General features: G+C 54.5%; 18 protein-coding genes. 8 read left to right on the forward strand and 10 right to left on the reverse strand.

The annotated features are described in order from the left end of the window. Positions 1-15: 15 nt before the first annotated feature. On the reverse strand, positions 16-1,464 hold the full coding sequence (gene ascF, locus FDX14_RS10710; RefSeq protein ID WP_079226090.1) for a PTS cellobiose/arbutin/salicin transporter subunit IIBC: 1,449 nt from the start codon (positions 1,462-1,464) through the stop codon (positions 16-18). Positions 1,465-1,728: 264 nt separating this feature from the next. Here ascF and FDX14_RS10715 point away from each other — a divergent pair, with 264 nt between their 5' ends. The 3 genes from FDX14_RS10715 (at position 1,729) to hypF (ending at position 5,804) form a co-directional block, all read left to right on the forward strand. Next, on the forward strand, positions 1,729-2,742 hold the full coding sequence (locus FDX14_RS10715; protein ID WP_042310567.1) for a LacI family DNA-binding transcriptional regulator: 1,014 nt from the start codon (positions 1,729-1,731) through the stop codon (positions 2,740-2,742). 145 nt (positions 2,743-2,887) lie between these two features. Continuing rightward, positions 2,888-3,433, forward strand: coding sequence for an electron transport protein HydN (gene hydN / locus FDX14_RS10720; RefSeq protein WP_003037366.1), 546 nt, complete (start codon positions 2,888-2,890; stop codon positions 3,431-3,433). A gap of 130 nt (positions 3,434-3,563) precedes the next feature. After that, complete coding sequence (hypF, locus tag FDX14_RS10725; RefSeq protein ID WP_137349495.1) at positions 3,564-5,804, forward strand: carbamoyltransferase HypF; 2,241 nt, start codon at positions 3,564-3,566, stop codon at positions 5,802-5,804. Positions 5,805-5,944: 140 nt separating this feature from the next. Here the strand turns inward: hypF and norW are convergent, their stop codons facing one another. Beyond that, positions 5,945-7,078, reverse strand: a complete 1,134-nt coding sequence (gene norW, locus FDX14_RS10730; protein ID WP_137349496.1) for an NADH:flavorubredoxin reductase NorW — start codon at positions 7,076-7,078, stop codon at positions 5,945-5,947. Continuing rightward, positions 7,075-8,523 carry an anaerobic nitric oxide reductase flavorubredoxin gene (gene norV, locus FDX14_RS10735; RefSeq protein ID WP_137349497.1) on the reverse strand — a complete coding sequence of 483 codons (1,449 nt, stop codon included), beginning with the start codon at positions 8,521-8,523 and terminating at the stop codon, positions 7,075-7,077. Before norV ends, norW begins: the two co-directional genes overlap by 4 nt. 187 nt (positions 8,524-8,710) lie before the next feature. Between norV and norR the strand changes: the two genes are divergently transcribed. After that, on the forward strand, positions 8,711-10,228 hold the full coding sequence (norR, locus tag FDX14_RS10740) for a nitric oxide reductase transcriptional regulator NorR (RefSeq protein ID WP_137349498.1): 1,518 nt from the start codon (positions 8,711-8,713) through the stop codon (positions 10,226-10,228). Here norR and gutQ read toward each other — a convergent pair. The 7 genes from gutQ to srlA all read right to left on the reverse strand — a co-directional run bounded on the left by gutQ (position 10,225) and on the right by srlA (position 15,318). After that, positions 10,225-11,190 (reverse strand): arabinose-5-phosphate isomerase GutQ, encoded by a 966-nt coding sequence (gutQ, locus tag FDX14_RS10745; RefSeq protein WP_137349499.1) that lies wholly within the window; start codon positions 11,188-11,190, stop codon positions 10,225-10,227. The genes norR and gutQ overlap by 4 nt on opposite strands. Next, positions 11,183-11,956, reverse strand: a complete 774-nt coding sequence (gene srlR, locus FDX14_RS10750) for a glucitol operon DNA-binding transcriptional repressor SrlR (RefSeq protein WP_006687181.1) — start codon at positions 11,954-11,956, stop codon at positions 11,183-11,185. Before srlR ends, gutQ begins: the two co-directional genes overlap by 8 nt. 196 nt (positions 11,957-12,152) lie before the next feature. Next, positions 12,153-12,512 carry a transcriptional regulator GutM gene (gene gutM, locus FDX14_RS10755; RefSeq protein WP_079226094.1) on the reverse strand — a complete coding sequence of 120 codons (360 nt, stop codon included), beginning with the start codon at positions 12,510-12,512 and terminating at the stop codon, positions 12,153-12,155. A gap of 101 nt (positions 12,513-12,613) precedes the next feature. Further along, on the reverse strand, positions 12,614-13,393 hold the full coding sequence (gene srlD / locus FDX14_RS10760) for a sorbitol-6-phosphate dehydrogenase (protein WP_042310559.1): 780 nt from the start codon (positions 13,391-13,393) through the stop codon (positions 12,614-12,616). A 17-nt stretch (positions 13,394-13,410) separates the two neighbouring features. Next, positions 13,411-13,773: a PTS glucitol/sorbitol transporter subunit IIA gene (gene srlB, locus FDX14_RS10765; RefSeq protein ID WP_042310558.1), complete on the reverse strand. Its 363-nt coding sequence runs from the start codon at positions 13,771-13,773 to the stop codon at positions 13,411-13,413. A 13-nt stretch (positions 13,774-13,786) separates the two neighbouring features. Beyond that, positions 13,787-14,758: a PTS glucitol/sorbitol transporter subunit IIB gene (gene srlE / locus FDX14_RS10770; protein ID WP_042310556.1), complete on the reverse strand. Its 972-nt coding sequence runs from the start codon at positions 14,756-14,758 to the stop codon at positions 13,787-13,789. Further along, complete coding sequence (srlA, locus tag FDX14_RS10775; RefSeq protein ID WP_003825953.1) at positions 14,755-15,318, reverse strand: PTS glucitol/sorbitol transporter subunit IIC; 564 nt, start codon at positions 15,316-15,318, stop codon at positions 14,755-14,757. The genes srlE and srlA overlap by 4 nt, the downstream gene beginning before the upstream one ends. A gap of 265 nt (positions 15,319-15,583) precedes the next feature. On the opposite strand from srlA, the gene mltB reads away from it, so the two are divergent. From mltB to recX, 4 genes are all read left to right on the forward strand, one after another. Beyond that, complete coding sequence (mltB, locus tag FDX14_RS10780; RefSeq protein ID WP_038633043.1) at positions 15,584-16,663, forward strand: lytic murein transglycosylase B; 1,080 nt, start codon at positions 15,584-15,586, stop codon at positions 16,661-16,663. Between the two features lie 190 nt (positions 16,664-16,853). Continuing rightward, the gene (gene pncC, locus FDX14_RS10785; RefSeq protein ID WP_061382322.1) at positions 16,854-17,351 is read left to right on the forward strand and encodes a nicotinamide-nucleotide amidase; all 498 of its coding nucleotides are present in this window, start codon (positions 16,854-16,856) and stop codon (positions 17,349-17,351) included. A gap of 92 nt (positions 17,352-17,443) precedes the next feature. Beyond that, positions 17,444-18,508, forward strand: a complete 1,065-nt coding sequence (gene recA / locus FDX14_RS10790) for a recombinase RecA (protein WP_042310549.1) — start codon at positions 17,444-17,446, stop codon at positions 18,506-18,508. A 73-nt stretch (positions 18,509-18,581) separates the two neighbouring features. Continuing rightward, the gene (gene recX, locus FDX14_RS10795) at positions 18,582-19,082 is read left to right on the forward strand and encodes a recombination regulator RecX (protein ID WP_137349500.1); all 501 of its coding nucleotides are present in this window, start codon (positions 18,582-18,584) and stop codon (positions 19,080-19,082) included. Positions 19,083-19,120 lie beyond the last annotated feature (38 nt).

Genomic DNA, 19,120 nt, shown 5'->3' on the forward strand with positions numbered 1-19,120 from the left:
CTCAGTTCATGCCAGTCAAATGCTGGCGATATTGCCCGGTTGTGCGGCCTGATTTTTTCTGGCCTGCGCGGCAGCATCTTCGACAGGAATATCTTCAAAGCCGAGAATCAGTGTTAATACAAAGGAAAGCACGACCGCCAGCGCCATCACGCCAAACACCCAGACAATGGTCATCGGATTAGCCGGATCGAAAAACTGGACGCTGGTGAACAGGCCTGGGGCCGCCATGGAATGACTCGCCAGTCCAGCCATGCCGGCAACGGCGCCGCAGATAAACCCGCTGATTAGGCTCGCAATCAGTGGGCGTTTCAGACGGATCGCCACGCCGTACAGCGCGGGTTCGGAAATGCCAGCCATGATGGCTGACGCGGCGGCCGCTAACGCCGTCTGACGCAGTTCCGGGTTTTTGGTTTTCCATGCCACCGCCAGCGATGAACCGCCCAGCGACAGATTGGCGCCGATTTCAGACGGCATCACCATGCCTTCTTTACCGGTTTCGGCAATGGTCTGGATAATGGTGGGCGTAAACACGCGGTGCATACCCGTCATCACCAACAGCGGCCACAATGCGCCCATAATGGCGACCGACAGCCAGCCGAGATAGCCGTGAATGGTATAGACCAGCGCTGAAATTGCGCTACCGATCCAGATACCAATCGGACCGATTAAAACGATCGCGAGCGGGGCGGCGATCAGCACGATCAGCATCGGTTTGAGGAAGTTTTTGGTCACTGCCGGAGTGATACGATCCACCCAACGTTCGATGTATGACAGACACCAGGTCATGACCAGTGCCGGGATCACTGTGTAGGTATATTTCACCGCCGTCACCGGGATCAGGGCGAACTCAACGTGCTCACCCTGCGCGGCTTTTGCCATCAGATCGATAAAGCTGGGATGGACCAGCACACCCGCAATAGCAATTGCCAGCGACATGTTGGTTTTGAATTTTATGGCTGCCGAAGCGGCGACCATCAGCGGCAGGAAGAAAAATGCGCCGTCGCCGATAACGGTCAGAATGGTGAGGGTGGACGATCCTTTCACCAGCACGCCGGTCATTTCCAGAACCATTGCCAGCAGCTTGAGCATTGATCCACCGATAATTGCCGGGATCAGCGGTGACATCGTGCCGATCAGCGCATCGAGGATCCCCGCGCCAATCCGTTTCAGCGTCAGCCGGGGTTTGGTTTGCGGCTCAGCAGGCTGCATGTTGGCAGGTAGCAGGCTGACAACCTCACGATACGCCTGCGAAACGGTGTTACCGATGATCACCTGACACTGATTATCGTTACGTACTACGCCCAGCACGCCAGGAAGTGTTTTCAGTGTCGCGCTATCGACCTGCGCATCATCTTTGATAACGAAACGCAAACGGGTCATACAGTGGGTCACTGCTGTGATGTTGTCGACGCCTCCCAGAGCCGTCACAACGGAGCGCGCCAGCGCTGCATAATTCTTGGACATCGGATTTAATCCTGTTTTATCAGTAGGGTACGTTATGTTTTTATCCGTTTGCGCAGGTCGCGTTTCTGAGTTGATGAAACTCAGATAGGAAACCGGTTCCACAAAATCATGTTTAATTTATATTCTTTAAACAAGAATTAATTTTTATTGTTTTTATAATTGTGATGATGATCACCAGATGTCAGGCGCCGCGTTTTAGCAGCAAGGACAGCGGCGAAACGGTGCAGTACACTGCGTCACATTAAGAGAAAAGGGATGACTACTATGACCACGATGCTGGAGGTGGCAAAGCGGGCCGGGGTGTCGAAAGCGACGGTTTCCCGGGTGCTTTCCGGGAACGGTTACGTCAGCCAGGAAACCAAAGACCGTGTGTTTCAGGCCATTGAAGAGAGTGGTTACCGCCCTAATTTACTGGCGCGCAGCCTGGCGGCGAAGACCACGCAGACGCTGGGTCTGGTGGTGACCAATACTCTTTATCATGGCGTCTATTTCAGCGAGCTGCTATTTCACACCGCGCGGATGGCGGAGGATAAGGGGCGCCAGTTGTTGCTGGCTGATGGTAAGCATAGCGCAGAGGAAGAGCGTCAGGCGATCCAGTACTTACTCGACCTGCGCTGTGACGCGATTATGATTTATCCGCGTTTTCTCAGCGTGGATGAAATAGACGAGATCATTGACGCGCACGCCCAGCCGATTATGGTGCTTAACCGACGGCTGCGTAAAAACAGTAGCCACAGCGTCTGGTGCGATCAAAAACAAACCAGCTTTAACGCCGTTGCGCAGTTGATTGCCGCCGGGCACCAGGAGATTGGTTTTATTACCGGCTCGATGGATTCACCTACCGGCGTGGAACGACTCTCAGGCTATAAAGATGCGCTGGCTGCGCATGGCATTCCGCTAAATAATGATTTGATTGTCAAAGGAAAATGGACGCCAGCCTGCGGTGCGGCGGGTGTTGATACCTTGCTTGCACGCAAGGTCAATTTTACCGCGCTGGTGGCCAGCAATGATGATATGGCGATAGGCGCGATGAAGCAGCTGCATGAGCAGGGTATCCGCGTGCCTGCCCAAGTGTCGGTGATTGGTTTCGATGATATCGCTATCGCGCCATACACTATTCCGGCGCTTTCCAGCGTCAAAATTCCGGTGACGGAAATGATCCAGGAAACGATCGGCCGCCTGATATTTATGCTGGGCGATGGAGTATTTACACCGCCAAAAATCTTCATCGGGGAACTCATTCAGCGCGACTCTGTTGCGCCGTATGTTTCGCGCTGACGGCTGTCATTTGTCATCGTCACTAGTGACGATGACACACCATTCTCACATCCATCAAAATAAAAATCCTTTAATAACAGTGTATTAAAATTTGGCACGATTCGTGAATGCTTCGGCAGATAATCTGTCATTGCTGGAGAAATTGATGAACCGTTTCATCATTGCAGACGCCAATAAATGCATTGGTTGCCGTACCTGTGAAGTGGCCTGCGTGGTATCCCATCAGGATAACCAGGACTGCGCATCGCTGACCCCTGAAACCTTTTTACCCCGCATTCACGTCATCAAAGGCGTTAACGTCTCCACGGCAACGCTGTGTCGCCAGTGTGAAGACGCGCCGTGCGCTAACGTCTGTCCGAACGGAGCAATCAGCCGTGATAAAGGCTTTGTCCACGTGATGCAGGAACGCTGCATTGGCTGTAAAACCTGCGTGGTGGCGTGTCCTTATGGTGCAATGGAAGTTGTCGTGCGTCCGGTTGTGCGTAACAGCGGCGCGGGTCTGAACGTTCGTGCAGAAAAAGCCGAAGCCAACAAGTGCGACCTGTGCCACCACCGTGAAGCGGGTCCTGCCTGTATGGAAGTCTGCCCGACTCACGCGCTGATTTATGTGGATCGCAATAAGCTTGAGCAACTGAGCGCTGAAAAACGCCGTCGCGCGGCGCTGGACTCCACCGCATCTTTGCTGTTCTGATCGCTAAAAATCCGCGTAAAATACGTGCCTGATGGCGCGCAGCTTTAAGGCCTACACGGGAGTCATGTAGGCCGGATAAGGCGCAGCCGCCATCCGGCAAACCGGGATAGATGACTGCGGGAAGGACATAATGACAATCAACAACCACTCCGGCGTACAACTGCGTATTCGCGGCAAGGTACAGGGCGTCGGCTTTCGCCCCTTCGTCTGGCAACTGGCGCAGCGCCTGCAACTGCATGGCGACGTGTGCAACGACGGTGACGGTGTGGTGGTGCGCTTACAGGAAGATCCGGCGGAGTTTATTGCGCAATTGCATCAACATTGTCCGCCGCTGGCGCGCATTGATAGCATTGAGAGCGAATCATTCGCCTGGACGCAGCAGCCTGCCGATTTCTCGATTCGCCAAAGTGCAGGCGGTACGATGAATACGCAAATTGTCCCGGACGCCGCGACTTGTCCCGAATGCCTTGTTGAAATGAACACCCCCGGCGAACGTCGTTATCGCTACCCCTTCATCAACTGTACTCATTGTGGTCCACGTTTTACGATTATCCGCGCCATGCCGTACGACCGTCCGTTTACCGTGATGGCGTCCTTCCCTCTCTGTGCGCAATGCGATACAGAGTATCGCGATCCCTACGACCGTCGCTTTCACGCCCAACCTGTTGCCTGCCCGCAATGTGGCCCACATCTTGAGTGGTTAAGCGCGGGTGAGCGAGCGGAAAAAGAAGAGGCGCTGCAGGCGGCGGTGGCGTTGCTAAAAGCGGGCGGCATTGTCGCTGTGAAAGGCATTGGTGGATTTCATCTGGTCTGCGATGCGCGAAATGATAACGCCGTAGCGCTACTCAGGCTGCGCAAACACCGTCCGGCAAAACCTCTGGCAGTGATGCTGCCTGGCGATGACGGACTACCTGAAGCCGCACGTCGTCTGTTAACCACTCCTGCCGCGCCGATCGTGCTGGTGCAGAAACGCTGTGTAGCGGCACTGAGCGAGGGAATTGCGCCAGGGTTAACGGAAGTTGGCGTCATGTTGCCAGCGAATCCGTTGCAGCATCTCCTGTTACAAGAGATGAATTGCCCGCTGGTAATGACCTCCGGCAACCTCAGCGGCAGGCCGCCAGCCATTACCAACGCGCAGGCGCTGGCAGATTTACGCGAGATTGCCGACGGTTTCCTGCTGCATAACCGCGAAATTGTGCAGCGTATGGATGACTCCGTGGTGCGTGAAAGCGGGGAAATGCTGCGCCGTTCGCGGGGTTACGTGCCGGATGCGGTCGCACTGCCGCCGGGTTTTCGTGACGTGCCGCCGATGCTGTGTCTAGGCGCGGATCTAAAAAATACCTTCTGTCTGGTGCGTGGCGAACAGGCGGTTATCAGTCAGCATTTGGGCGATCTCAGTGATGACGGCATTCAGCAGCAGTGGCGTGATGCGCTGCGCCTGATCCAGAGTATTTATGACTTTACGCCACAGCGTATTGTTCATGATGCTCACCCCGGCTATGTTTCCAGCCAGTGGGCCAGTGAGATGAATCTGCCGACCGAAACGGTGCTGCATCACCATGCGCATGCCGCTGCGTGTATGGCCGAGCACGGTTGGCCGCTGTACGGTGGCGACGTTATCGCTCTGACGTTAGACGGTATCGGCATGGGTGAAAACGGCGCGCTGTGGGGCGGAGAGTGTTTGCGGGTCAACTATCGTGAATGCGAACACCTGGGTGGCTTACCCGCGGTCGCGCTGGCGGGCGGCGATCTGGCGGCAAAGCAGCCGTGGCGTAACCTGCTCGCGCAGTGTCTGCGTTTTGTCCCTGACTGGCAGCGTTACCCGGAAACATCGGCGCTGCAACAGCAAAACTGGAACGTGCTGGCACGCGCCATTGAGCGGGGGATCAATGCCCCGCTGGCGTCATCGTGCGGACGGCTGTTTGATGCCGTTGCCGCCGCGCTCCAGTGCGCCCCGACTTCATTGAGTTATGAAGGCGAGGCCGCCTGCGCGCTGGAGGCGTTGGCCTCGCAATGTGATGGTGTTGAGCATCCGGTATCAGTCCCGTTGCAAGGTAATGAACTTGACCTGGCTGTGTTTTGGCAGCAATGGCTGAACTGGCAGGGGACGCCTGCAGCAAGGGCGTGGGCGTTTCATGATGCGCTGGCGAGTGGGTTTGCCACGCTGATGCGTGAGCAGGCCGAAGCGCGTGGTGTTAAGACGTTAGTATTCAGCGGTGGCGTGATGCATAACCGTTTGTTGTCATCGCGGCTGGCATTTTATCTGGCTGATTTCACCTTACTGTTTCCGCAGCGTTTACCTGCGGGGGATGGGGGATTATCGCTGGGGCAGGGCGTGATTACCGCGGCGCGCTGGTTGGCGCAAAAATAAAAAAAGCCCCGGGACTGGCGGGGCAAGAAAAACATGTCGGGGCATACCGACAAGTGGCAACGTACGTCCATGTGCGTGAGGTTAATAAATCAGTAGCGGCATTGCCGGATAAGGCGCGGCAGCCATCCGGCATCACAAACTTACACGGACAACGTTTTCAGCAGCGCAAAGGCCTCTTTCATTCGGTCTTCACTGACTACAAATGCACATAGCTGGCCTTCTTCGTTCATTCCTCTGGCCACCATACCTTGCGCTTCAGCGGCAATATGCCAGTTCAGATCGCAACGCTGGGTTTCCCCTGCCAGATGTAATGGCAGTTCCGGCGTTTTAACTTTTACCAGCATGGCAGGCAGCTTCAATGGCGCATTGCCGCCGAGCAGGTTTTTCGCCAGATACATGGCGCTCAGTTGAATCGGCTGCAGGAACGGCAGCACCTGACCGTTAATTTCAGCACAGTCGCCGAGCGCATAAATATCCGGGTGGCTGGTTTGCAGATAGCTGTCGACGCAGATGCCACGATTGATGTTCAATCCGGCGCGACGGGCCAGCGCCGTTTCCGGGCGCAGACCGGTGGCGGCGATCACTGCATCGACTTCTACGCTGCGGCTACGATCGAGCGTGGCGCGAATACCCGATTCATTTTTTTCCAGACCCTGAAGCTGTGATTTCAGCAGCAGATGCACACCCATATCGGTCAGACGATGCTGTAAGCGACTGCTGACTTCCGGTGGCATCAGCGAGGCCAGAATGCTGGCGGCGTTGTCGATAAGCGTTACCGCTTTACCGGCACGACAAAAATCCATTGCCAGTTCACTGCCAATCAAGCCACCGCCGACAATGAGTACCCGTTGGGCATCACGCAGTTGCGTTTCACAGGCGCGGTATTCTTGCTGGCTGTTCAGTGTGAGCATTAACTCACGTCCGGTAACTGGAGGCACAAAGGCTGAAGCCCCCGTAGCCAGAACCAGCTTGTCATACTGCCACTGTTGGTCCTGACTTTTCACGATGCGGGCATCGGCGTCGATGTCGGTCACCCAGGTGTATGGGAACAGGCGCAAGTTAAACTGTTCGGCAAACTCCCCCGCCGACTGGCGGGTGAGGTCGTCTGCACGCTGTGCCTGACTGATAACGTGGCTGAGATCGGGCTTGTTGTACTCATCCATGCTGTCAGCGGCAATCAGGGTCAACGGAACAGTTGCATCCTGTTTACGGATATTTTTGACTAACTGGCGGGCGGCGAAGCCCGAACCAATAATGACAATTTCGCGGCTCATTTTGCCTCCGTTGCCAGTACGTCGAATACGTCTTTACCTAATGAACACTCCGGGCACAGGAAGTTATCCGGCACGTCGCTCCATGGGGTACCTGGCGCGACATCCTGCAACGGTTCACCTTTTGCTGGATCGTAAATCCACTGACACACGCTGCACTGCATGCTTGGGCCAAGGTCAGCGGCAGCCGCAGCGGCACAGGCGCACTCTTCTTCTTTGGTTGCCGCTTTCACCGCCGTTTCCGGCAGCGGAGCAAGCGCCCACTGACGTGCAATTTCACGACCGTGCTGACGACACAGTTCCAGCGCATCCAGATCCGGACGCCATTTCGCCTTCAGGCTCAGCGACATCTCAAAACCTGCATCTTGTAAACGGGTGGACAGGCGGTCAACTGCGCCGCCGCTCCAGCCGTGAGAACCAAAGGCGCTGGCGCGTTTGTTACGAAAACGCAGGCCGGTCATCTCTTCCACCAGTCCGGCGATTTTCGGCATCATCACGTTGTTCATGGTGGAAGTACCGACCAGCACGCCTTTAGAGCGGAAGACGTTGGTCAGGACTTCGTTTTTGTCGCTACGGGCGACGTTAAAGATTTTCACCGCCACGTTCGGGTCAACTTCGTTGATGCCCTGGGCAATGGCGTCCGCCATCATGCGGGTGTTGTTGGACATGGTGTCGTAGAAGATGGTGATGCGGTCTTCCTGATAATCCGCCGCCCATTTCAGGTACAGCTCAACGATCTGCGTTGGGTTTTCGCGCCATACCACACCGTGAGAAGTCGCAATCATATCCACCGGCAGGTTGAAGCCGAGGATTTCAGTGATTTTCGGCGTCACCAGACGGCTGAACGGGGTCAGGATGTTGGCGTAGTAGCGTTGGCATTGTTCGAACAGTTCGGTCTGGTCAACTTCGTCGTTGAACAGGCGTTCGTCGCAGTAATGCTGGCCGAAGGCGTCGTTACTGAACAGTACCGCATCGCCGGTCATGTAGGTCATCATGCTGTCAGGCCAGTGCAGCATTGGCGTTTCAACAAAGATCAGCTGTTTGCCGTTGCCGATGTCCAGAGAATCACCGGTTTTCACCACGTTGAAGTTCCACTCCGGATGATGGTGGTGGCCGGTGATGGAATCAATCGCGTTAGCGGTGCAGTAAATTGGCGTGTCCGGGATGCAGGACATCAGTTCGGTCAGCGCACCGGCGTGATCTTCTTCCGCGTGGTTAATAATGATGTAGTCGATATCCGCGAGGTCAATTTCACTGCGCAGGTTCTGTACGAATTCACGGCTAAACTTGTGGTCTACTGTATCGATCAGCACGTTTTTTTCTTCACGGATGAGATAGCTGTTGTAGCTGCTACCGCGCAGCGTTTTGTATTCAGTGCCGTGGAAATCTCGCACTTCCCAGTCACGTTGGCCAACCCAATGAATGTTATTTTTAACCAGAATAGACATAGCAACCTCAATTAATTCAGCATTTTTCTAAAAAGATATTTTGTTAATTGCAGGTTGCGTGCCAACTTTTTAATTGTTTGATTTTTAATGATTTATTATTTATTGTCTATAAAGTGATAGTCAAAATGACTGTTTATTTCATTGTCGATATGACAATATAAATTGTCAAAATGACTATGAGGTTGCCATGAGCTTTTCAGTAGATGTGCTGGCGGGTATCGCCATTGAATTACAAAGTGGTATCGGACATCAGGACCGTTTTCAGCGCCTGATCACGACCTTGCGCCAGGTGCTGGAGTGCGACGCATCGGCACTGCTGCGCTACGAGTCGCGACAGTTTATCCCGCTGGCTATCGATGGCCTGGCGCAGGATGTCCTCGGCCGCCGCTTCACGCTGGAGGGACATCCGCGCCTGGAGGCGATTGCCCGCGCCGGGGACGTGGTACGTTTTCCTGCCGACAGCGATCTGCCCGATCCTTATGACGGGTTAATCCCGGGTCAGGAGAGCCTGAAAGTCCATGCCTGCATTGGGTTGCCGCTGTTTGCCGGACAAAATCTGATTGGCGCGTTAACGCTGGATGGCATGGAGCCCGATCAGTTCGATGTCTTCAGCGATGAAGAGCTTAGGCTAATTGCCGCTCTGGCGGCGGGGGCGCTGAGTAATGCGTTGCTGATTGAACAACTGGAAAGCCAGAATATGCTGCCGGGTTCGTCGACGGCTTTCGAGCAGGTGACGGAAACCCAGATGATTGGTCTGTCGCCCAATATGATGCAGTTGAAAAAAGAGATTGAGATTGTTGCAGGGTCCGATCTCAACGTATTGATCAGCGGCGAAACAGGGACCGGTAAGGAGCTGGTAGCCAAAGCTATCCATGAAGGTTCACCGCGTGCGGTGAATCCGCTGGTGTATCTCAACTGCGCGGCGTTGCCCGAAAGCGTGGCGGAAAGTGAACTTTTTGGTCACGTAAAAGGGGCTTTTACCGGGGCTATCAGTAATCGTAGCGGTAAGTTTGAAATGGCGGATAACGGCACGCTGTTTCTCGACGAAATTGGCGAACTCTCGCTGGCGTTGCAGGCCAAGCTGCTACGCGTATTACAGTATGGCGATATTCAGCGTGTGGGGGACGATCGCAGCCTGCGCGTTGACGTGCGCGTACTGGCGGCGACCAATCGTGATTTACGCGAAGAGGTGCTGGCGGGGAATTTTCGCGCAGATCTGTTTCATCGCCTGAGCGTTTTTCCCCTTTCCGTGCCGCCACTGCGTGAGCGCGGCGAAGATGTAGTGCTGCTGGCGGGCTATTTTTGCGAGCAATGTCGGCTGCGGCTGGGACTTTCCCGCGTGGTGTTAAGCCCCGGCGCGCGTAATCATCTGCTGAGTTACGGCTGGCCCGGAAACGTGCGCGAGCTGGAACATGCCATTCATCGGGCGGTTGTGCTGGCAAGGGCTACCCGGGCAGGGGATGAGGTGGTGCTGGAGGCACAGCATTTTGCCTTGCAGGATGAAAGCCCTGTACCGCAGCCGGACGTCGTGCCAGAGATCCCGCAGCATCACAATTTGCGTGAGGCAACGGAGTCATTTCAGCGCGAGATGATCCGCCGGGCCTTGGCGCAAAATAATCACAATTGGGCGGCAAGCGCGCGGGCGCTGGAAACAGACGTCGCCAACCTGCACCGGCTGGCGAAACGCCTGGGGCTGAAGGATTAGATAATACCGGCCTGATAGAAATCCTGCAGGTTGATAGCACCGGTGAGTTTCCCGTTTTCATCTACCACCGGTGCGGCAGTGATTTTGCGTTTCATCAGGATCTCTTTGGCGTCAATCGCGCGGCTCTGCGCCTGCAGCGTAATGCCATTATGGGTCATTGCTTCGCTAACCTGCGTGGTGAGCGCGCCGCCGCCAACCAGCCAGCGGCGCAGGTCGCCGTCGGTAAAGACGCCTTTCACCAGCGACGCATCGTCACAAACAGCCACCAGACCAAGGCCCGTGCGGCTCAGCTCCAGCATCGCGTCCATGACGCTGGTGGTCAGCGTCACCTGCGGAATGGCATCGTCACGGCGCATCAGATGATGCACTTTATTTAACAGACGAGCGCCCAGCGCGCCAGCCGGATGCGAGCGGGCAAAATCTTCTTCGTTAAAGCCGCGCGCCTGCATCACGGCGATTGCGAGCGCGTCGCCCATCATCAGCGTGTTCACGGTGCTGGAGGTCGGCGCCAGGCGCATCGGGCAGGCTTCACGTTCAACAGAAATATCCAGCACGGCTTTGGCCGCCAGGCCCAGCGGCGAAGTCGGTTTTCCGGTCATTGCCAGCAGGGCGACGGATTTGTCTTCCAGGCGCGGGATGATGAGATCCAGCTCTTTTGCGCCGCCGGAGTAAGAGATAAACAGCATCACGTCGCGGCTTTCAATCATCCCTAAGTCGCCGTGCAGGGCTTCAGCGGGATGCACAAAAAAGGCTGGGGTGCCGGTACTGGCGAGGGTCGCAGCAATTTTTTTGCCAATATGGCCTGATTTGCCAATCCCGGAGACAATGACTTTGCCTTCACAGTGCATGATCGTATTGGCGGCGCGGACAAAATCATCGCCCAGTCGCTCTGGCAGTCGGCTGGCTTCCTGTAGTTCCAGCATTAACGTCTGACGGCCCGCGTTCAGTAGTGCATCACTCATTGGTTTCTCCGGTTATGATTACTTCAATCCCTTTTGCTTCCAGCGCCTGACGAAATGCAGGGTCGATACCCGCATCGGTAATCAGCTTGTCGACGCTTTCCAGACTGCACACAACATTAGGGCTTTTACGCCCAAATTTTGAGGAGTCGGCCATCAGAATCACTTCGCGAGCGGCATTGCACATCGCTTTACTGACGCTAAACACCTCATTAAAGGTGGTCACGCCGGCATTGAGATCAATGCCGTCGGTACCCATGAAGAGTTTATCAAAGCTGAATTGCTCAAAGGCGTTTTCTGCCAGCTGACCGTGAAATGACGCAGATTTTTTGCGAAAGGTCCCGCCGGGCATCAGGATGGTTTGCTCGTTGTCCAGCTCCGAAAGGGCGTTAACAATGTGCAGACTGTTGGTCATGACGGTGATGTTGCTAAAGCGGGTAAGCATCGGCACCATCTGCAATACGGTGCTGCCCGCATCCAGAATGATGGAATCGCCATCATGGATATAACGGACGGCGGCTTCGGCAATCTGCTCTTTTTTATGCGTGTTGATTAGCGTTTTGTGATCGATAGGCGGATCGGATTCGTCTTTATTTAACACCACGCCGCCATAGGTACGAATGACGGTTCCGGCATTTTCCAGAATGACCAGGTCTTTGCGAATGGTTGTGCCGGTCGTGTCAAAGTAGTGGGCCAGTTCTTCAACCGAGCATTTTCCCTGCTTTTGCAGGTGCTCCAGTATGGCAGCCTGACGCTGACGAGGTTTCATAGGCGTGATTACCCTGACTTATATTTACCCGTCATACTTCAAGCTGCATGTGCGTTGGCTTTACTCGCTCACCCCAGTCACGTACTTATGTACGCTCCTGGGGATTCGCTTCGTCGCCGCCTTCCTGCAACTCGAATTATTTAGGGTATAGGTTGCAAAATGATAATTTCGCAAGCTATTAGCATTCACAACGAAATTACCCATGTTTCAGTTTAAGCGCCAATGATAGTGCATTCTGCGCTAACGGATCATGGGGAAAGATCACATCAGGCTGTAAATCATCAAGATGTTTGCCCATTATCGTGGCAATTTTTCCGGGTCTGGCGAATACCGTCAGACCTTTCATAAATAACGTATCGGTAACCCGCTGCTGCTCATCAAGCGCAATGGCGACGACCACGCGCGGTTTAAACCGTCCGCCGGAACGACCTACACCAACCCGGCCCTGCTGGCAGAGTTTGTCAAACGCCTGGTTAAAGCGGGATATTTGCCAGCCGCCGAGCGCCAGTTGCAGGCACCAGGCGATAGCGGCGACGGTGATCAGTGCGGAAACCATAATGCGCCCTTTTGATTTTGCCGGATGGCGGCTGCGCCGAATCCGGTCGACATAATATTCGTAGGCCCGGTAAGCACAGCTCCACCGGGCAATCATACCTCTTAGAACATCACCTGACCGCCGGTGACGTTAATCGATTGTCCGGTGCAGTAAGAGGCTTTCGAACTGGCATAAAACAGCAGCATGTTCAGCACGTCCTGATAATCGCAGCCGCGTTTGAGCGGAACCTTATCAATGTAATACTGCTCGACTTCATCCGGCTTAAGGCCCAATTTGGTTGCATATTGCGGCAATAATGACTGAAACATAGGTGATTTCAACAGGTTGCCGAGCATCAGCGAATGGACGGTAATACCGTATTCCGCCAGATCCAGCGCCAGCGATTGGGTTAAACCCACGCCGCCGAATTTTGCCGCGCTGTAGCCCGAATTGTGTTTACTGCCTACTTTCCCTGATTTGGAGTTGATCTGGATAATGCGTCCCTGAACGCCATCGCGGATCATCAGGCGTGAGAATTCACGGGCGCAGAGGAAGTAACCGACCAAATTCACCTGCAGCGAGCGGTCGAAATCCCCAAGCTGAAAATCGCTGATAAACGCGGCTTTAGCGATACCCGCGCTGTAAACCAGCAGGTCGACGCGACCGAATATTTCATCCACTCCGCGTGACAGTGCCAGCACGCTCTGTTCGCTGGTGGCATCAGCGCCAAAACCGTACGCTGTGCCTTCGCCAAACTCGGCGTTAATCTCCTGCGCGACGTTGGCGGCTTTATCACTTTGAATATCCACCACCGCGACGCGGTATCCTTCTGTCGCAAGCCCACGGCAAAGGAATGCCCCCAGGGTCTGGCCTCCACCAATGACAACGGCAACCTGATTCATCTTTTTCTCCTTCAATCTTAAGCAACAAACTTCAAAATACAGCCCGGCGCGATATCGTCCGGTACAGGGCCCGCCACATGTACGGTGCCTGGGAATTCCGCTTCGCTGAGTCCGTCAAAACGTAGAGTGATATGCCCCAGTTCACGTAAGTTCTGTTCCGCTACGCTGCCAACGGCGGTGACCGGGTAGTGATGCTGGCCTAGTTCAAACTGGAGTCCAGCTTGCAAAGCGCCATTCAGCTCCCCGTGGCAATGGATGAAGCAAAACTCTTCGATATCCGCTGGAGCACCTTCACGAAAGGTAATCAACATCTGGTCGCAAAGTGCGTCCGGGGCGCTCTGTCCGATACGGGTGATGGTGGTTTGATAAATCACGGTCATTTTTGAGTGCCTCTTATTGGTAAATAAAGCCGGATACAAACCAGGCGATGAGAACGGTAGGCGCGCCGGTCAGGAAGCGGCTTACCAGGACGGATGGCACACCGACGCGGACCGTGTCCTGACGCGCTTCGGCCAGCGATAACCCCACGGGAATAAAGTCGCATGCCGCTTGCGCATTAATGGCAAACAAGGCCGGTAGCGCCAGATGGGGGGGGATGTTCCCCAGGCCAATCTGTACGCCGATCAGCACCCCGATAACCTGGGCGATGACCGCACCAGGGCCGAGGAAAGGCGACAACAGCGGGAAAGAGCAAATCAGCGCCAGCGTCACCAGTCCCAGCGGGTGGCTGGCGAGCGGTGCGAGTCCATGGGCTATCCAGTCTCCCAGACCAGAAGCCATGATGATGCCGATCAGCGCTGAGACGAACGCCATAAACGGCAGAATGGTTTTCAGAACGGTATCAATAGTGTCGCGACCGGCCTGGAACAGGACAGCAACGGCCGATCCCATGCCCATCCCAACTTTTGCCAACAGACCATCGCTTTGTTCAGTAATCTTTTTACTGGTGTCGTAATCGCGACCGATAGTGCTGCTTGCAGGCTGCGGCGCAGCGGATGCTTCCCCGACAACGGTAATGTTTTCTTCTTTCACGCCAGAGACATAGATATCTTCAACAATGTACTGGGCCAGCGGACCGGATTTCCCCGTGGCGTGAATATTTATCGTGGGTATGCGACGTTTGGGATAGATCCCACAGCGTAGCGTGCCGCCGCAATCGATGATCGCCACAGCAATTTCATTCTCCGGCGGTTCGCCCTCTTTGAAACCATCAACGGCCTGCCAACCGGTCAGGTTCGCCAGCTTGTCGACAATCGCAGGGCGAGTCCCGGCAGTGATATAGACAATCTTTTTGCCTGGTACGGCATCCAGTTCAAGCGGGCCGCCCCAGCCGCCGGTGCCTTTTTCAATACGAATACGCGTCATGATGTTGCTCCCGCCAGATGAACTTTCTGCTCAAGTTGAATGCCCATTTTTTTCTCAAAAATGGCGGTGGTGAAATCGGTCACCCAGCCGCGGAAGAAGTTGGTCACCAGTCCGACCAGCAAATAGCTCACCGCCAGCGGGCCAAGCGGAAGGCCCAGCGTCGTCAGGCCGCTGGCGATACCCAGATAGACAAACAGCTCGCCGGGGTTGATGTGCGGGAATAAGCCATTCATGGAATGGCAGCTATAAGAGGCCGCTGCGTAATAGCTGGGCTTGTACTTTTCTGGCATAAAGCGGCCCAGGCTCAACGTCATCGGATTACAAAACACAAATGTGCCGATGCACGGCAGCAGCAGATAGCGGGACAGTGGATTTCCGGCGCAGCGCTGGGCAAAACGTTCAATACGCTGCTGGCCGATAAAGTTAATCAGCGCATTCATGATGACCAGCAGGCTAATCAGTAGGGGAAGAATACCGGTCACCATGCCGGTAAACACCTCTCCGCCTTTCTGGAACAGCCCGATAAACCACTCAGCACCGAGTGTGATGGTGTCGATCATTATTCTCTCCTGTAGGGGTTTTTAGTTATCTTGCCAAACGGAAATTAATTTTAATCAGATCGAAAGATTTAAAAGTGTTATTTTGATCTCAAAATGAAAGATAAATATTTTAATGTGAAAGTTATTGCGTAAGCGCTCGCAAATATGACGGTCGGAAGTGCAAGAGGGGGGAAATTCTGTGAAGCAGAGCGACTACTGCTTCCTTGTATGGCGGAGGATGCTTTACCATACTTCTCCCAGGCTGAATTTGTTTAATGGATGTCTCATGTTCAAGCGTCGTTATGTAGCGTTACTTCCCCTTTTCGTATTGCTTGCTGCCTGTAGCAGCAAACCTAAACCTTCAGAGACTCAAACGACTACGGGTACGCCATCCGGCGGTTTCCTGCTTGAGCCACAGCATAATGTCATGCTAACGGGCGGCGATTTTGCCAATAACCCGAACGCGCAACAGTTCATCGAGAAGATGGTGAACAAGCATGGCTTTGACCGTCAGCAGTTGCAGGAGATCCTGTCGCAGGCCAAGCGCCTGGATTCGGTATTACGTTTAATGGACCGTCAGGCGCCGACGACGCAACCGCCAGCCGGACCTAACGGCGCATGGTTGCGTTATCGCAAACAATTCATCACCCCGGACAACGTACAAAACGGCGTAGCCTTCTGGAATCAATATGAAGATGCCCTGAACCGCGCGTGGCAGGTCTACGGCGTTCCTCCGGAAATTATCGTCGGCATTATTGGCGTGGAGACGCGCTGGGGCCGCGTGATGGGCAAAACGCGAATTCTGGATGCGCTGGCGACGCTGTCCTTTAATTATCCTCGTCGTGCGGAATACTTCTCTGGCGAACTGGAAACTTTCCTGTTGATGGCGCGAGATGAAAGTGATGATCCGCTCGATTTGAAAGGTTCCTTCGCCGGTGCGATGGGCTACGGCCAGTTTATGCCGTCTTCCTATAAAGAATATGCGGTCGATTTCAATGGCGATGGACACATTAACTTGTGGGATCCGGTAGATGCCATCGGTAGCGTGGCGAACTATTTTAAAGGCCATGGCTGGGTAAAAGGCGATACGGTCGCGGTGCCGGCGAATGGTCAGGCGCCTGGGCTGGCGAACGGCTTTAAAACCCAGTACAGCATTTCACAGCTTGCCGCCGCGGGACTGACGCCGCAGCAGTCGTTGGGGAATCATCAGCAGGCCAGCCTGCTGCGCCTGGACATTGGCACCGGTTATCAGTACTGGTACGGACTGCCGAACTTCTACACTATCACCCGCTATAACCACAGTACCCACTACGCGATGGCCGTGTGGCAACTGGGTCAGGCGGTAGCGCTGGCGCGCGTACAGTAATCGCTCCCCGGCCTACAGTAAGATATTGCTTGTAGGCCGGATAAGATGCTCTGACATCGCCATCCGGCAGGTCTTATTTTGCAACGGATCAATTTTTGGAATCCCCCTCGTAAAACGTTCTCCTCATCCCCACATTGGTTGTGAAAGTGCTATCTTGTCCGGCATATTTTTTTAACTGACAGAGGCTGAAATGACCGACAGTGAACTGATGCAGTTAAGTGAGCAGGTTGGCCTGGCGCTGAAAGTGCGCGGGGCGACCGTTACGACAGCGGAATCCTGCACCGGCGGTTGGGTGGCCAAAGCCATTACGGATATTGCTGGCAGCTCCGCCTGGTTTGAACGCGGGTTCGTGACTTACAGCAACGAGGCCAAAGCGCAGATGATTGGCGTGCGCGAAGAGACGCTGGCCCAGCATGGCGCGGTGAGTGAGCCGGTGGTCGTGGAAATGGCGATTGGCGCGCTAAAGGCGGCACGCGCGGACTTTGCTGTATCGATCAGCGGTATTGCGGGGCCGGATGGCGGAAGTGAAGACAAGCCCGTGGGTACGGTGTGGTTTGCCTTCGCCAGCGCAAGCGGCGAGGGGATTACCCGTCGGGAATGCTTCAGCGGTGACCGCGACGCGGTGCGTCGGCAGGCAACTGCCTATGCGTTGCAAACCCTGTGGCAACAATTTCTACAAAATACTTGATACTGTATGAGCATACAGTATAATTGCCTCAACAGAACATTATCTTTCACGTTTTGCGGTTTAAACCGAAAGCGGCATGACAGGAGTAATTAATGGCTATCGACGAAAACAAACAGAAAGCGTTGGCGGCAGCGCTGGGTCAGATCGAAAAGCAATTCGGTAAAGGCTCCATCATGCGCCTCGGTGAAGACCGTTCCATGGATGTAGAAACCATCTCCACCGGTTCGCTTTCTCTGGATATCGCACTGGGCGCGGGCGGTTTGCCAATGGGCCGTATCGTCGAAATCTACGGGCCTGAATCTTCCGGTAAAACGACGCTGACTCTGCAGGTTATTGCCGCCGCTCAGCGCGAAGGTAAAACCTGTGCGTTCATTGATGCGGAACACGCGTTGGATCCCGTCTATGCCCGTAAGCTTGGCGTTGATATCGACAACCTGCTGTGTTCCCAGCCGGATACCGGTGAACAAGCGCTGGAAATCTGTGATGCGCTGGCGCGTTCCGGCGCGGTTGACGTTATCGTTGTCGACTCCGTAGCGGCGCTGACGCCGAAAGCGGAAATCGAAGGCGAGATTGGCGACTCTCACATGGGTCTTGCGGCGCGTATGATGAGCCAGGCGATGCGTAAGCTGGCCGGTAACCTGAAGCAGTCCAACACGCTGCTGATTTTCATCAACCAGATCCGTATGAAGATTGGCGTGATGTTCGGTAACCCGGAAACCACCACCGGTGGTAACGCGCTGAAATTCTATGCCTCCGTTCGCCTGGACATTCGCCGTATCGGCGCAGTGAAAGAGGGCGACAACGTGGTCGGTAGCGAAACCCGCGTTAAGGTCGTGAAAAACAAAATCGCCGCGCCGTTTAAACAGGCTGAATTCCAGATTCTGTACGGTGAAGGTATCAACTTCTATGGCGAACTGGTTGATCTGGGCGTGAAAGAGAAGCTGATTGAGAAAGCCGGTGCATGGTACAGCTATAACGGTGAGAAAATCGGTCAGGGTAAAGCGAATGCGACCAACTGGCTGAAAGAAAACCCGGCAACCGCAAAAGAAATTGAGAAGAAATTGCGCGAGTTACTGCTCAATAACCAGGATTCAACGCCAGATTTCTCCGTTGATGACGGTGGTGCAGACGTAGCAGAAACGAACGAAGATTTCTGATAATCTGTTTTACATCGCATAATAGTAAAGGGCTGCATATCATGCAGCCCTTTTGTATTTCTGAAGGTTTACTATGACAGATGTAACTTCCCGCCGATCCGCTTATTCCCGACTGCTTGACCGCGCCGTGCGTATTCTGGCAATGCGCGATCACAGCGAGCAGGAACTGCGGCGTAAGCTGGCCGCGCCGGTGATGGGTAAACATGGACCGGAAGACATTGATGCTTCTGCGGAAGATTACGACAAGGTCATTGCCTGGTGCATTGAAAGTCGTTATCTGGATGATGACCGCTTCGTTCAGCAGTTTATCGCCAGCCGTAGCCGTAAAGGCTATGGGCCTGCGCGAGTGCGGCAGGAACTCAGTCAGAAAGGGATCTCGCGTGAGGCTATCGAGCGCGCCATGCGCGAGTGTGAAATTGACTGGGCTGTACTTGCGCGCGAGCAGGCAATCCGGAAATACGGTGAACCTTTACCAGTGGATTTTTCAGATAAGGTAAAGGTCCAGCGTTTTTTGCTCTATCGTGGCTATCTGATGGAAGATATTCAGGCAATATGGCGAAATTTTGACGATTGAACGCATACGGGATTTTACTTCCCAGTAAAGAAAACTTA

The organism is Citrobacter sp. wls710 (genome assembly GCF_005281115.1).
Lineage (GTDB): Bacteria > Pseudomonadota > Gammaproteobacteria > Enterobacterales > Enterobacteriaceae > Citrobacter > Citrobacter werkmanii.